Below are 16,054 nucleotides of genomic sequence, written 5' to 3'. Positions count from 1 at the left end.
CAAAAATAATTGTTAAAGCAGCATCCATAACTTTCACTTTAACATCAAAATTCTTAATCTCTGCTGATAAGTAATACAACACTTTAATAAGGAGGAATAATACTAAGAAAATTAAGATTACTTTCCGATAAGTTTTTTTGTATTATGTTTTAAAAACCCTGAATATAATTTTTTCTGATAAGGCATATTATCTGACAGAACAAAAAAGTATGTGATAATACATATTATTGAGATGAAAAAGATATTTATAAGAATAAATCCCCCTTCATTTACAAATTGGGCAAATATTATCATGAAAAGAATGGAGACTATATTCAAATAAATTAACGACAGATATCGTTTTTCAAACCAAAGCGGATCACTCATGTATGGTCTGAGCCAATTGAAGGCAAATATTTTTTGCTTTAACCTGTTAGACGTTTTAAAATAATAATAAACCAGGTAATAGATTATTGCTAAAGTAATAAAGTAAAATAATAAAACTACAAATGTAGATGAAAGTGCAATACTATTAGGAGAACTTATATAATCCCTACTGACAAAGGTCACTAAATATAAATCTTCAAACCCTTTAAGCGGATTTAAGTAAATATAATGATCATTCCTATAATAGGATACCACAGTAAAAAATTCCTCCTGAATCAAAGTATAACTCGATAATTTTCCATCTGTTTCCATCAGGAAATTTTCATTCAAATTTTTGGTGATATCAGAATGGAATATCGTATTTCCTTTTTTATCAAATATTGCATATCCATAACCTGCTGGAATCACTGGATTCATTACTGCTGCAGAATTAAATACTGTTGTGAGTATATTTAAGGTATCTTTAGATTCTTTAAGTATTTTAGGTTCTATTTTCATCCCAAGTCCGACCTCATAATTGCCATCCGTAACTGACCTAATCGATTCTAAAGTTGCTTTATTTCCATTTGACTTAAATAGATAACCCTCATCGGTTAATGGACCCCGGACATATTTCCTATGCATCAAATTTGGAACATATATATTTTCATATGATTCAAAAGAAACCAAATAAAGCAGATTAGCTCTTATGTCAGTCCAAAAAATCGCATTAAAATATTGATAATTAAATTCTAATAGAAGTGAATCTGCATCATACCTGTATTTATTTTCTTCCAGTAGATCATCCCTTCTATTATCAATGGATTTTGCTTGTATAATAGCACTATTAATTTCTTCGTTTAAATTTTCTTCAAGTTTATAGTTTAATCTTTTTAAAGCATCTCGTTGTTCATATTTATTATGAATAAAATTTGAATTAATAAAAAAGATCATAATAATAAATAAAGCCGGACCAAATATTAATGAAAACCCGGTAAGAGTTACGTCCCTTCTATAAAGTCTTTCAAATGTACTCATCACTTTTAACTTGATCAGGGGTAATCCGATAAGAATCAAGACAGTAATGATAATAGCAAATGTCAAAAAATAAACAGACACACTCCTTTTCATATCCCTCATTTTTTCCTGGCTTATAAAGCCTGTTAGATATAAAACTTCTCCTCCTTCAAGCTCTATTTTAGTATTAAAGGTAACATACTGAGCGGCACCGAGATCTACCTTATATATTTCCTTTTGGTACCCTTGGTTTAACAAAGAATCACCAAATGATATAAAACTTACTCCTTTGCGATTTGTGTAAATAATATCCAGGCTATTGTTATTATCTACTTTATTTAATTTAGATATTACGATGAAATTGAATACATCCTTTCGTTGTATCAAGTCATTGGCAAATAACTGATCATATTTGATATCGGGTATTTGACCCTCTTTATTTTCACTATCTGCTTTTGCATTAGTATCATTTTTTAATTCTTTTGAATTTCTATTTTTGATCGAATCAGTGGTGATAGATATTGAATTCTTATACTTTATCAGGGAATCACTTGATTCCATTTTTGACAATTTAAGAATATCATATTCTGTCTTTTTTACCCGTATCGCACGATTAGATTTATTTTTATCAGAAGCCCTATTTAAATACTTAATACTTAACTTTTCTTTATGAAATGAAACACGTAAAGAATCAAAATTTATTCGGATAGAATCTAAATAAAAACTTAAAAATTTAGAAGTATCTGATTTATTCTGAAGTATATCATTAACCTTTTCTGAATATAATTTTGTTTCAGCTTGTCTTTTAACTCCATCAATAAGCTGATGAATATTTTCACTTATCTGAACCAACACTCGATAATTATCTTTGATAATCTCTTTCTCCTTATTTTCTGTGTAAATCAAAAAATAATACATAAATGCCAGGGTAATCAGGATCATAGTTGATAAAATGACCCAGCCACGGTTGGAAAATTTCATTAGTAAAAAGCCAATAATTCTATTAAAACAATATTTATTAAAACCCTTTATTTTATCGACACATTTTCAGGTATCGTCTCAATCCAATTAATAAACCTAAAAATGATATCGTAACAGCATTGCTATTTTAATATACAAAAAAAATAAAATAAAGTAACGGTATCGAACATACTTAATCGTTAAAGCAGAATAATTATTGTACCTAAAATTTAACTTAAAATAAATTCGACTGCCATTTCAATGTGTAGATCTGTGGTAGCTAATAATGGAAGATTAGTTGAAGAGTGCTTAATTAGTAGTGGTAATTCTGTGCATCCCAATATCACTCCATCAACATTAGCTTTTTCAAATTCCTTGATTTTTTCAAGGTAAAATTCTTCGGCATTCTTTGTAAATTTGCCTTGAGTTAATTCTTTTGATACGAAATAATGACTTTTATTGATCGAACCATCTTGCGGAAGAATTACATCGATATCAAAGTTTCTTTTTAAATAACCTGAAATAAAATCCCCGGTCATCGTTGGCTTATTACCTAAAAGCCCTAAGGTTTTCAATTCTCTTTTTATGGCATTGCGACCAATAGCATCACCAATATGTAAAATAGGTATATCAATTTTTGGCTGTACATATTCATAAACCAGATGGGGAGTGTTTGCACATATCATAATAGCTTCTGCGCCTGCATCCTGTAATTTTTTTGAAACAGTAAGGTATTTAGATTTAATTTTCTCTTTATCCATTTCCCTCATCAATTCAATATTAATACTATATAAAATCAATTCGGGATTACCCTGACTTCCGATTAAATCTCCTACCCTCTTGTTGATCTCCCTGTAATAAACCAGGGTAGAATACCAGGATGTACCTCCGATCAAACCTAATGTTTTCATAGTGATAAGATAGGAAAATACATAAGTAAACTTGGTGATGTAAATCACATATTAATAATTATATAATGTCTGTAACATGGCCCTAAAGGATTTCACAAAAGTGACTCGATCTTGCAATATTGTTGCATTATTTTTTTTGTACATTTGATATGTGAAAGTGATAGCACACATATTAACTGTGATAATTATCTCGATATCATTTATACCTTGTGACGACCAACATGATTCTCATCAGGATAATGAAATCGCTATAAATGTGGATGATCATGACCATGAAAATGATCATGAAAGTTGCTCTCCTTTATGTGTTTGCAACTGCTGTCACACAAATCTGGTTTTTGCTACCTACAATTTCGATTCCGGGGTAATACGCTTTAATACAGTTGGAAATTCATTATACATTTCTTCAATTATCGATTACTTTAAAGGAGTACCCCTACAACCACCCAGGTTATAATAATCATTTTATATTAGTATTTAATTTAATCGTTAATTAACGATTATAACCTTGTCAATAATGTAAATGAAATGATAATATGATCAATAAAATCATTTCATTCTCAATTAATAATAAACTTATAATAGGTTTATTGACATTGGGAATGATAATCGCCGGTGTTTGGAGTATGACTAAAGTTCCTGTTGATGCTGTACCTGATATTACCAATAACCAGGTTCAGATTATTACTCGTTCACCCAATCTTGGTACTGAAGAGATCGAGCAGTTTATAACCTATCCGGTCGAAATCGAAATGGCTAATATCCCCGGGGTAAAAGAAATCAGATCAGTTTCCAGGTTTGGATTGTCATTAGTTACAATAGTGTTTGAAGATGAAATGGGTACTTATCTCCCTCGTCAGCTAGTTGGAGAAAAGCTAAATGCTGTAAAAAATAATATTCCGGAAGGTTATGGCGATCCTCAGATGGGACCGATTTCAACTGGTTTGAGCGAGATTTATCAGTATACTCTGAAAATTGCCCCCGATTATGTAAATGAATATTCTGTTACTGAATTAAGATCCATACAAGACTGGATTATAAAAAGACAAATGGCCATGGTACCCGGTGTGGTCGAGGTAAATGGTTTTGGAGGTAAAATAAAGCAATACGAAGTAGCTATTAATCCGGATGATCTTAACGCAATGGGACTTACCATTACAGACATCTATAAGGCATTACAGAAAAACAATCAAAATACCGGTGGTGCATATATTGAGAAAAACCACATGGCTAATTTCATTCGCGGAGAAGGGTTAATCAGAAGCCTTGATGAAATAAGGGATATAGCGGTTACCACTAAAAACAATATCCCAATAACAATTGGAGATATTAGCACTGTAAAATTTGGAAATGCAATCCGATTTGGTGTTCTAACAAAAGACGGCCAGGGAGAAGCGGTAGGTGGCATGATACTCATGCTTAAAGGGGCTAATTCTGATGAGGTAATTGAAGCTGTTAAAGTGAGAATGGCTGAAATTGAAAAATCACTTCCTGAAGGTATTTCAATAGAACCATTTCTTGATCGAAGTGAATTAATTTCTAATACCACCTCTACGGTAAGCAGTAACCTGATTGAAGGAGCATTGATCGTAATTTTTGTCCTGGTTTTTCTACTCGGAAACTGGCGAGGTGGCTTAATAGTGGCTTCAACTATTCCTTTATCACTCCTTTTTGCTTTCATTTTAATGAATGTATTTGATGTCTGGGCAAATCTGATGAGTCTGGGAGCGATAGATTTTGGTATTATCGTGGATGGAGCAGTGATAATTGTTGAAGGAACTGTCTTTATTTTTCACGACAAATTATCAAAAACCAAATATCTAAATCAGAAAGAGCGGGATGAAGTAGCATACAAAGCTTCGAGCAAAATGATGAATGCAGCATTCTTCGGTCAGCTGATCATCTTGATCGTTTTCATTCCGATACTGGCACTCGAAGGTGTTGAAGGAAAAATGTTTCAACCAATGGCTCTTACTTTCATGTTTGCCATGATCGGTGTGATGATTCTTTGTCTTACCTATGTCCCAATGATGTCAGCGCTGGTACTGAGAATAAAGGATCAAAGAAAAACAACATATGGAGATCGATTAATTAAATGGATTGAGAATATTTATGAATCTACTCTTAAAAAAACGATAAAATATTCATTTGTATTAATTGGAATTTCATTAGCACTACTAATTAGCGCGATCATCACATTTTCAAAAATGGGAGGAGAATTTATCCCTCAACTTGATGAAGGTGATATTGCATTTCACATTATTCTCAGACCCGGTAGTTCATTAGATGAATCCGTTAAGACTTCTACTCAAATCGAGAAGATTCTACTAAACAATTTCCCTGAAATTGAACATGCTATCTCACGGTTTGGTGTGGCTGATGTAGCGACAGACCCCATGCCAATGGATATTGCAGATTGTTTTGTGATTTTAAAACCTAAAAGCGAATGGGAGTCTGCTGAAACGAAAGAAGAATTAATAAATAAAATAAAAGAAAAGATCAGTGTCGTGCCAGGTATCAATTACGAATTTACTCAGCCGATCGAAATGAGATTTAATGAATTAATTACGGGTGTCAGGGAAGACATTGCTGTTAAATTGTTTGGAGAAGATCTGGATTTATTGGCTTCTAAGGCAGAAGAAATGGGACAGATAATTTCTAATATTCAGGGTGTTGGTGATATGCGTGTTGAAGCAACTAGTGGATTGCCTCAAATGACAGTTAATTATAACAGGTCTAAAATAGCCCAATATGGTTTAAATATTGACGACATCAATAAAACGATTAAATCTGCTTTTGCAGGGATAACGGCAGGTGTGATCTTTGAAGGCGAAAAAAGATTTGATCTCGTTGTCAGACTTAGTGAAGAAAACCGGGAAAGTATTGAAGACTTAAAAAACCTCTATATTAACCTGCCAAACAGTTACCAAATTCCACTTCGAGAGGTGGCTAATGTCAGTTATGAGCCCGGGCCAATGCAAATAAGTAGAGATAATACTAATCGCAGGGTGTATGTAGGTATTAATGTACGGGGACGGGATGTAAAATCTTTAGTGGAAGAAATACGGACAAAACTCGACCAACAACTTAATCTTCCTCCCGGGTATTATATTCGATATGGCGGAGCTTTTGAAAACCTGGAAAGAGCGACTAAAAGACTTCGACTAGTTGTACCAATAGCGCTGGGGCTTATCTTTTTGTTAATCTATTTTGCTCTAGGTTCAATAAAACAGACAGCAATGATCTATTTATCTATTCCGATGGCTGCCATCGGTGGGGTATTTGCTTTAGCTCTCAGGGGGATGCCTTTTAGTATATCTGCCGGAATCGGATTTATCGTTTTATTTGGAGTAGCAGTGTTAAACGGCCTCGTGCTAATTAGTTCCTGGAATGATTTAAAAGAAGACAAAAACATGAATCTGGACAAAAGAATTTTAATCGGTTCAAAAAGGAGGATAAGACCAATTCTTCTGACAGCTTTAACTGACATATTGGGTTTTTTACCTATGGCTTTATCCCAGTCATCTGGGGCAGAAGTACAGAGGCCACTTGCTACGGTAGTAATTGGTGGAATGATTTCAGCTACACTACTAACTTTATTGGTATTACCTGTTTTATACAGATTCCTTGAAACTGGTACTATTAAAAAGAGTAAGATTTCTAAATCTACAACCCTGATAATTTTATTTGCTTTAACTGCATTTCCTCTAACTGCGCAGGAAAAAGATACAATTCAATCTTTATCTATTGAAGAAGCGGTAGAAAGAGCAAAAAATCGATTCCCTGATATCAAATCATCAGTTCTCGAAATACAAAATCAAGAGGCACTTAAAAAAACAGCCTGGGACCTGGGAAATACACGAGTATTTACAAATGGAGAGGAAATTGGAGAAAACCAGGGAGTTTATACAGTGGTGGGTATCCAGCTTCAAAATATCGATATTTTTAGCGTTCCTTCAAAATCTAAGTTACAAAATGAGCAGATTGCTCTAGCTTCTACAGCTCTTGAACTGGATTATTTAGAATTGGAACGTGAAGTCAAAACAGCATATGGAAATCTTTTTGCTGCAAAAAAAAGCCTTGACTTATATAAAAGTCTTGACTCTGTGTTTTCAGATTTTGAAAGAGCGGCCAAGATCAGGTTTGAAAACGAAGCTACTTCCCGACTTGAATATTTATCTGCAGTAAATCAAACCCGGCAAATAAAAATTCAAAAAGATCAAATTATGTATGACTATAAAATCGCACTGGCAAAATTCAATCTTTGGATGGTTAGTGATACAGTATTCACAGTTAGTGAGGATTTTCCGGAAAAAATTAAAAATCCGCTGGTTCCCACAGGATTTTCTGACGAACATCCGATAATTAAATATAGTCAACAGGAAAATGTTGTAGCAGAACAAAAGATCAAAACGACAAACGCGGAATATTTACCTGAATTAAACTTGCAATATGGTATTCAGGAGGTCAATGATCAATCGGGTTTTTACCAATACCAAATAGGCTTGACAATACCGTTGTTTTTTATCAATAATAGTGGAAGAGTACAATCTGCTAAAATTGAAAAATTAAAAGCCGAGCAAAATCTTCAGCTTACCAGGTTAAAACTAAAAACTGAATATCAAAACAGGCTAAATGAATACCTTAAATGGAAAAATTCATGGGAATATTATAGAACAGAAACGCTTGAATTAGCTGACGAACAGATTAGAGGTGCTTCAATTTCTTATAAGCAGGGAGCAATTAACTATGTTACCTTTTTACAGAATGTTAAAGATGCCATGCAAATAGAGATTAATGCCTGGAATGCTTTTTCTAATTATGTAAAAAGTAGATATCACCTGGAATTCTTAATTAATCAATGATTTAAATTAAATAAAATGCATATATATAGATCGATAATATTTATAAGCAGTATTCTGCTATTGGGCGCTTGTAATGATCAGCAGGCTGGAAAGGAAGAAGATCATCACGATCATGAAGAAAGCACCGGTAATGTAGTTCATTTATCTAATCAACAAGTTGAAGCCCTGAATATAAAAACCGGTAAATTACCAATGATCAATATGTCTGATTATGTTGAATCTAATGGCCAATTAAAGGTACCTCCACAAAATGAAGCCCGTGTCACTGCAATAATTGGTGCGAATATCACTTCGATCAATGTAATTGAGGGAGATATTGTAGAAAAAGGAAAAATTTTAGCCTGGTTAACTCATCCAGACCTGATAAAAATTCAGGCTCAATACTTAGAAAAATGGAATGAGCTTCAATATCTGGAAGATGAGTTTACCAGGCAGAAGAACTTGTATGATGAAAATGTTGGTTCGGGAAAAGAATATCAAAAAACCAAAGCCGAATTCAATTCAGCAAAAGCACTATTAAAAAGCTACGAAGCACAATTAAAGCTATTGGGCTTGAACCTTAAACGAATCCAGGGAGGAACAATCTTTGAAAGAGTCCCGGTATACAGTCCGATAAAAGGATCCATCCTGTCTGTGGAAGTAATGACCGGGCAATATGTCGCTCCCCAAACTGCTATGTTTGAAATCGTTAACACAGATCATATTCACGCAGATCTCATGATATTTGAAAAAGACGTACATAAAGTAGCAGTTGGTCAGAAAGTGGTATTTAATGTTGAATCTGTTGATGGGGAACTAACTGCAAATGTCTATTCGGTTGGAAAGGCATTTGAGCAGGATCCAAAAGCGATTCATCTTCATGCAGAGATTGAAAATAAAGAGGGCCTTTTGATTCCTGGAATGTATGTAAGAGGGAGAATATTGACGGGAGATCAAAAAACCACGGCATTACCTGAATCGGCAATAGCGAGAAAAGGAGAAAATCACCTTGTTTTTAAAGTTAAAAAAAGAACCGAAGAATGGGAATTTCAACCTGTTGAGGTCAAAACAGGGTTTAAAAATAATGGTTGGATAGAAGTAAAATTACTGGAAGATATCACTGATAATACAGAATTCGCCTGGAACAATGCTTATTATATTTTAGCTGAAATGACTAAAGGTGAAGGAGGTGGACATCATCATTGATTAATTATAATATCTAAACTCGCAACTAATATATTTAAGGTGTGTTTTAGGTAAAATTAGTTAGGTGATTTAATAGGCAATATTTATTTTGCTAATATTATGGCGCACGATCACAGTCATTCTCATACACCAAAAAGCTTTGGTAAAGCATTTGCAATCGGTATTATATTAAATTCCGCCTACGTTGCAATTGAAGCTTTTTATGGAATTCTTATTAATTCCTCTGCCCTGCTTGCAGATGCCGGCCATAACGCATCCGATGTTTTTAGCCTGATATTAGCCTGGGCAGCAATTTGGATTTGTGAGAAAAAACCTTCCGGGAAATATACATATGGCCTGAGAAAAACGACAATTCTGGCCTCGATGTTTAATGGGCTACTTATAATTGGGGCTGCCGTTTTTATTCTTTATGATGCTGTCCAGAAATTTCAGTCTCCCGTGGAGGTACCGGGTAATACGATAATGATCGTCGCAGCTATAGGTATTGTGATCAATACTGCAACTGCCCTGCTTTTTATGAAAGGTCAGAATGACCTGAATATCAAAGGAGCGTTTCTTCATATGGCTGCTGATGCGGCGGTTACCCTGGGAGTATTGATCGGTGGTTTGGTTATGAAATTTACCGGAGCATATTGGGTAGATCCTACTCTGAGTATCCTGATTGTATTGGTGATCTTATATGGAGCATGGAATTTACTCTCAGACTCCATAAAACTAGCTGTTGATGCGGTTCCCGGTGATATTGATATTGATAAAGTTCAGGAAATGCTAAGCCGGCTTGAGGGAGTTGAGGAGGTGCATGATCTTCATATCTGGGCAATGAGTACTACTGAAACTGCTTTAACTGCACATTTAGTGATTCCAGGAGGATGCGAAGATCAGGATATTTTCAAAATACGTGAAATGCTAAAAGATAAATTCGGTATTGATCACTCCACTCTTCAGATTGAAAAGACTTTTGAAGACCATGAATATCGGGAAAAAATATAAAAAAAGAGGATGCCAAAAACATCCTCTTTTAACCTTTTATTAAGTATTCTTAATTAAAAGTCTCATTTAATAATTCCTGAAGCTCATCCCATGATTGCTCATCAGCTTCAGCATTATACTCAAGAGGTAGTTCAAACTTCTGGCCTAAAGAGTCAGCACCTTTACTTGTAAAAGCATGCTTGGCTCCTTCATAAGCTACGTATTTATAATCTGCTTTTATACTGTCCATTGCAGATGTAAATGCAGCAACGGATTCCGGGGTTACAAATGGATCAGCTGCTCCGTTACAAACCAATACTTTAGCTGTAAGGTCTTCATTTGGCATGATCGGAAGTTGTACACCACTGTGAAAAGCAGCAACTGCATCCAGGTCCATTCCTGCGTTAGCCATAGTCAATACTACACTACCACCAAAACAGTATCCGATTGCAGCAATTTGTTTCGAATCAACAGAATGGTGTTCTTTTAACATTTCCATAGCTGCACTAAAACGTGCCTTTGCAGCATCAATGTTACTCATAACCATACCCGAAAACTTTTGAGCATCTTCCGGGTGGGCAGCTTGTTTTCCGTTTCCGTACATATCGATTGCCATGGCAGTATATCCCATGCCCGCAAGCATCTCAGCTCTTTCCCTGACATATTCGTTGTGTCCCCACCATTCGTGCACGATAATAATTCCAGGCCTTTTATCTTCAATACTTTCATTGTAAGCAATATAACCTACCATACTTGTGGTGTCAGTTTCATAGGTTACTTCTTCAGTACTTATGGATGCTTCCATTTCTTCCGCCGCTTCTTCCGATGTTTCTTCAAAGCTTCCGGAATCATCTGATTTTTGCCCACATGATGTTAATATCAATATGAAGGCCATTAATCCGATAAGGTTGTTTAATTTGATCATAGAATATTGATGTTGATTGATTTAATTATAATAAATTATACTAATAACTCAAACAGCTATTAATTTAATATTGTTTAGAATTCATTAATTTATCCAGCCATTTTCTTTTGCATGTGAATATGCATCTTTTGATGTTTCCATAATTAAGAATGGAACCTTGGTCTGATCTGACATTTTCTCCACTTCCACTTTTCTTTCATCAGTATAAACATGCCTGATGTAAATAGCTAACACTCTATCCGGATACTCCTGGTATACTTTTAAATAAATTTCCGGATCGTGTTGACCGCTATCTCCTATTAATATAAACTTTAATTTGGGATACATTTCAAATATTTTTTCAATATTGGAGATTTTATAGGGTTCCGAATCTTGTCTTATCCACTGTGTTTTATCGATTCCAAGATCTCGTAAAATAAATGGTGCTTTGGGAATATCATGATGTTCACAAAAGTTTACAAGCATATCATATAAATTATAAGAACTCCCTGAAACAAAAAATAAAGGATTCCTGTTATGGTGGATCAACCCATGATAAAATTCACTCACCCCTTCAAATGGTACCCGTGAGGGTGCATCATTAGAAATCATTGTAATGATACGTTTAATTGAATGCATTGCATCTGAAACTATTATGGTATCATCAACATCTGAAATTATCCCAAATGGATTTTGCTGTTCACAAATCAATATCTCTCCCAATGCTGTTTTATTATAATCGAGATCAAAAGGCATGTCTGTTATCTCCAAATTGACATTATGCCATCCATTGACAAGAGAGACAGATTCGATATCATTAAATTCTAAAGTAAAGTACCCTTCATTATCACTGGTACAACGGGCTTCATAACCATATAATTCTCCTTTAATGCTTACCCCGGGAATTTCATCACTTTCATATCGTTTCCAGGTTTTCTTTAAATTCGTCCAGAAAGTATCAGGCAACTCTTTATCTTCGTGTATGATTGGTTCCTTTTCTAATATTCTCCCCTGAATTACAGCGCGGTTTTGATTTCCATATCCCCTGAAAGGATAAATGATGACCTCGTCAAACAAGCCAAACTTTTCTTTGACTTCGTACTGTATTTTATCAAACTGGCTTTCTGTCTTTCTTATGATTTTCTTTAGTAATCCCATTCAAATTTCTTTTGCAAGAATTTACAATATTAATAGAACTATTAAAACACATAACCGAAACAGTAATCGATAATATATTATTTTAATACAAAAATATATGCTTTTATTATAATTTCAGAAACAATATGTTAAATTAATAGGGTGATATTTATGTTGCCGCTCATTTTTATTTACTACACATGGAAAATCAATTAAGATTATATCTGTTGATAGCATTCATCTTGTTATTTCAACCAGTTTATTCGCAAATACCTTCAGCACCATATTCTTCCGACACATCTACAACAGATGTTCATAAGCCTGGCCAGGGAATAAATTTATATAAAGGAAATTTTGCCTCTGTAAAATTTAGCTTTTATGGACAAATGAGGTATCTAAACCAATTTTATGATAACGATACTTACACATTTGAAAATGGAAACCAAATTACTCTTGACCCGAGAAATGACCTCCAGTTTCAAAAAATCATGCTCTATTTTAATGGCTTTGTTCATACTCCTAAATTCAGGTATTTGCTATATGTCTGGACTTCTAATACCAGTCAGGGACTAGGTGCTCAAGTGGTCGTGGGTGGTAATTTGCAGTACAAATTTAATAAGTATCTGGATTTAGGAGTCGGGATAACCGGATTACCAAGTACCAGAACTTTGCATGGACAATTTCCGGGATGGTTAAGAACGGATGCCCGCCCCATAAGTGAAGAATATTTCAGGGCTTCATTTACTACCGGAATATGGGTCCAGGGAGAGATTGCCAAAAACCTGTATTACAAGGTTATGCTTGGAAATAACTTATCTCAACTTGGTATCGATGCAGGTCAATTAGATGATGGATTCGATACTTTTAGTGGCTTGATATACTACGCTTCTGAAAATTTTGGACAAATAGCCCGTTTTGGTGATTTTAATTATTCTGAGGATCCGGCATTTAAAATCTCAGCAGCGTTTACCAGAAGTAATGAAACAGATCAATCGCAACCTGGAACTGAAGCCCCGGAAAACTCACAAATAAGATTATCTGATGGACGAACTCTTTTTTCCACCGGAACATTTGGAGAAAACATTCGTGTTACTGATGCTAAATATGAAATGTTCTCACCCCACTTCACTATCAAATACCATGGATTTTCTCTCTTCACCGAATTTTATATGAGGTGGATATCAAAATTAGAAGCCAATGGGCCTGTACCATTTACAAATTTTGATGATAATGGATTCCAGGTTCAGGCATCCAAGATGTTAATTAGTAAAACATTGATGCTTTATGGATATTACTCAAAGATCTATGGTAATCAAGGTGATCCATATGACTATGGAGTTGGCTTAAACATTTACCCTTTCAAAAATGAGGTTTTCAGGATAAACCCTGAAATCATGTATGTTAAAAATAGCCCGGTAGGATACTTAAGCTATCCTTTATTATTAGGTGCTACCGGTAACACATTAATGGTCACAGCAGAAATAAGGTTTTAATATGAATAAAAACTATACCAATTATGAAATCTTACAAAAAGTATATTCCCCCTCTAATTATCTTTCTTTGGCTTATTTTCTTTAGCAACATAGGATTATCAGCTCAAAACGCAGGGTTTGACACCACACAATTTCATCCTATGTATGTAAAGTCTGACGATGGGAATTTTAGCTTAAATATCGGTTTATATACTCAATTCCGTTATAATTTTAATATCAGAAGTGATGTGCCTGATTCAATAGATAATATTAGCAGAGGATATAACTTAGCCCGGACCAGATTATTTTTTGAAGGTAATATGACAGACAAATTTTATTACCACTTCAGAACCAATATTAATCCATCTGGAAATTTTGAGTTTTTCGTTGCTTTCCTGCAATACAATATCAAAAATGGTATGTATTTACGTATAGGACGACAATTTATGGCCCTGGGCCGTGAAGACTGGATTTATCCCCAGGATCTTGCTGCAATAGAGTTTTCAGCCAATGACTTCACTTATGCACTCTGGTCATCTTTTGGTTTTCAATTCGGCCATACTACCTCTGACAAATTCAGGTATTGGTTTGGTATCGGTAATGGTGCATATGGAGGTAGAAGGACGTTTCCGGCGCCAAAAGATTCGGATCTGACTCTCACCACAAGACTTGAATATAATATTGTGGGAGATAACTGGGGTATCTGGGGTGATATGCTAGGAAGAAAAGGGCAACCATTTGGAATGATGGCCGGACTTGGCGTTGGACAATTATTAAGAAGGGATGATGAGGCCAGGCTTACTGATCCAAAGAGTGGAACACAGGTAAACTTAGACTTTAGTGTTTCTGGTGATGGCTTTCATTTCTTTACGCAGGGAATTTTAACTAGCCTTCAATTTGACGAAGGTGTCGGTAATGACAATACGACCGGTGGTGTATACAGTACTTTTGGCTACTGGCTTTCAAAAAAATGGTTTTCATATGCGCGATTTGATTACATTTCCAATGGTGACAGGGAAGATATCAACGAAGACTATGTAAGTCCGGGAATAGGAATTAGCCTCTACCCTTTTACATGGTCAAATCGATACAGATTCACTCTCGAATATAATCATTTAACCAATCCGGTTAATAATACCTTAGTACAGCCTGATGGTCAGCTAGGGGTAATAGAATCCTCTTACGGACCTCAAAGCTCAATAAGATTTCAGGCACAATTCGGTTTTTAAAATCTAAATATACTAGTTATGAACTTTAATCTTTTCAAAAACAAGCAATGCAGGCAACTCACGGTAATCGTTTGCCTGAGTATACTTACTTTAATACCTGCTGTAGCTCAAAAGACCAAATTTACAGCAGACGAATATAATGAAGCCCTTAAAGAGGCACATGAAAAATTACTTCAAAATAAGGATGGTGCTAATGCAGATTATATACCTGTTTTAGCTGAAGTCCCCTCAGATTTATTTGGTATTTCCATCTGTACTGTAGATGGTGAAATCTATGACATTGGTGATTCAGAACATCGTTTTTCCATACAATCAATAAGCAAGGTTTTTACTTTAGCAATGGTTATGCAAAGATTAGGGATTAGAGCAATTCCTGATACAATCGGTGTGAATGCAACTGGCCGTCCTTTCAATTCGATAGTTGCTATAGAAGTTCAGCCTGACAGGCCATCAAATTCATGTGTAAACGCAGGAGCTATTGCTACAACCAGCCTTGTTGAAGGGGATACTTATGATGAAAAATGGAATAACATCATTACAACTTTTAGCAAGTTTGCCGGAAGAGATCTTGATGTCGATCAGGAAGTATATGAATCTGAAGCTGCAACAAATAACAGAAATCGCGCTATAGCTCATTTACTTGAAGCTTATAACAGAATGTACTTTGATCCTGTTGAAGCAACTGATATTTACACTAAGCAATGTGCCATTAGTGTTAATTCTCATGACTTAGCCGTTATGAGTGCTACTCTGGCTAATGGAGGGGTAAATCCACAAACTAAAGAAAAAATAATTGATGAAAAATACCTGCCTCACATTATGGCTGTGATGTGTACCGCCGGACTTTACGATGATTCAGGACTATGGCTTTATTATGTAGGGTTGCCTGGAAAGAGTGGTGTTGGCGGAGGTGTAATTGCAGTGGCTCCGGGTCGTTTTGGAATTGCAGCATTTTCCCCACGTCTCGATGTCGCAGGAAATAGCGTTCGTGGTGTGAGGGCTATAATAGAAGTTTCGAGAAAATTAGGAGTAAATCTTTTCACAGTTAAATAATTGGATT

General features: G+C 35.0%; 11 protein-coding genes. 7 read left to right on the top strand and 4 right to left on the bottom strand.

The features are described from left to right. Positions 1 to 117 precede the first annotated feature (117 nt). Together DCC35_RS10535 and DCC35_RS10530 are read right to left on the bottom strand one after the other, a co-directional pair. A complete protein-coding gene (locus DCC35_RS10535) occupies positions 118 to 2,343 on the bottom strand; it encodes a hypothetical protein (RefSeq protein ID WP_137090754.1) in 2,226 nt (741 codons plus the stop codon). 209 nt (positions 2,344 to 2,552) lie between these two features. Continuing rightward, positions 2,553 to 3,233 carry an aspartate/glutamate racemase family protein gene (locus tag DCC35_RS10530; protein ID WP_137090753.1) on the bottom strand — a complete coding sequence of 227 codons (681 nt, stop codon included), beginning with the start codon at positions 3,231 to 3,233 and terminating at the stop codon, positions 2,553 to 2,555. A 151-nt stretch (positions 3,234 to 3,384) separates the two neighbouring features. Here DCC35_RS10530 and DCC35_RS10525 point away from each other — a divergent pair, with 151 nt between their 5' ends. The 4 genes from DCC35_RS10525 (at position 3,385) to DCC35_RS10510 (ending at position 10,273) form a co-directional block, all read left to right on the top strand. After that, entirely contained in the window at positions 3,385 to 3,690 is a 306-nt protein-coding gene (locus DCC35_RS10525) for a DUF6660 family protein (protein WP_394347704.1), read from the top strand. Between the two features lie 79 nt (positions 3,691 to 3,769). Next, positions 3,770 to 8,098: a CusA/CzcA family heavy metal efflux RND transporter gene (locus DCC35_RS10520; RefSeq protein WP_137090751.1), complete on the top strand. Its 4,329-nt coding sequence runs from the start codon at positions 3,770 to 3,772 to the stop codon at positions 8,096 to 8,098. 15 nt (positions 8,099 to 8,113) lie between these two features. Continuing rightward, on the top strand, positions 8,114 to 9,283 hold the full coding sequence (locus DCC35_RS10515; RefSeq protein WP_137090750.1) for an efflux RND transporter periplasmic adaptor subunit: 1,170 nt from the start codon (positions 8,114 to 8,116) through the stop codon (positions 9,281 to 9,283). Between the two features lie 99 nt (positions 9,284 to 9,382). Further along, positions 9,383 to 10,273: a cation diffusion facilitator family transporter gene (locus DCC35_RS10510; RefSeq protein ID WP_137090749.1), complete on the top strand. Its 891-nt coding sequence runs from the start codon at positions 9,383 to 9,385 to the stop codon at positions 10,271 to 10,273. 49 nt (positions 10,274 to 10,322) lie between these two features. Here DCC35_RS10510 and DCC35_RS10505 read toward each other — a convergent pair whose 3' ends face one another. Continuing rightward, positions 10,323 to 11,177 (bottom strand): dienelactone hydrolase family protein, encoded by an 855-nt coding sequence (locus DCC35_RS10505; protein ID WP_137090748.1) that lies wholly within the window; start codon positions 11,175 to 11,177, stop codon positions 10,323 to 10,325. Positions 11,178 to 11,261: 84 nt separating this feature from the next. Next, a complete protein-coding gene (locus DCC35_RS10500) occupies positions 11,262 to 12,314 on the bottom strand; it encodes an App1 family protein (RefSeq protein WP_137090747.1) in 1,053 nt (350 codons plus the stop codon). A gap of 179 nt (positions 12,315 to 12,493) precedes the next feature. Between DCC35_RS10500 and DCC35_RS10495 the strand changes: the two genes are divergently transcribed. From DCC35_RS10495 to glsA, 3 genes are read left to right on the top strand one after another with little or no spacing between them, the layout of a single operon-like run. Further along, positions 12,494 to 13,786 carry a hypothetical protein gene (locus DCC35_RS10495; RefSeq protein ID WP_137090746.1) on the top strand — a complete coding sequence of 431 codons (1,293 nt, stop codon included), beginning with the start codon at positions 12,494 to 12,496 and terminating at the stop codon, positions 13,784 to 13,786. Between the two features lie 23 nt (positions 13,787 to 13,809). Continuing rightward, entirely contained in the window at positions 13,810 to 14,994 is a 1,185-nt protein-coding gene (locus DCC35_RS10490) for a porin family protein (protein WP_137090745.1), read from the top strand. Between the two features lie 18 nt (positions 14,995 to 15,012). Continuing rightward, positions 15,013 to 16,047: a glutaminase A gene (glsA, locus tag DCC35_RS10485; protein WP_137090744.1), complete on the top strand. Its 1,035-nt coding sequence runs from the start codon at positions 15,013 to 15,015 to the stop codon at positions 16,045 to 16,047. The last annotated feature ends 7 nt before the right edge of the window (positions 16,048 to 16,054 follow it).

Source organism: Mangrovivirga cuniculi (assembly GCF_005166025.1).
In the GTDB taxonomy this organism is placed as follows: Bacteria; Bacteroidota; Bacteroidia; order Cytophagales; family Cyclobacteriaceae; genus Mangrovivirga; species Mangrovivirga cuniculi.
The sequence above is the reverse complement of the archived record's forward strand: the minus strand, read 5'-3'. Positions and strand labels throughout refer to the sequence as shown.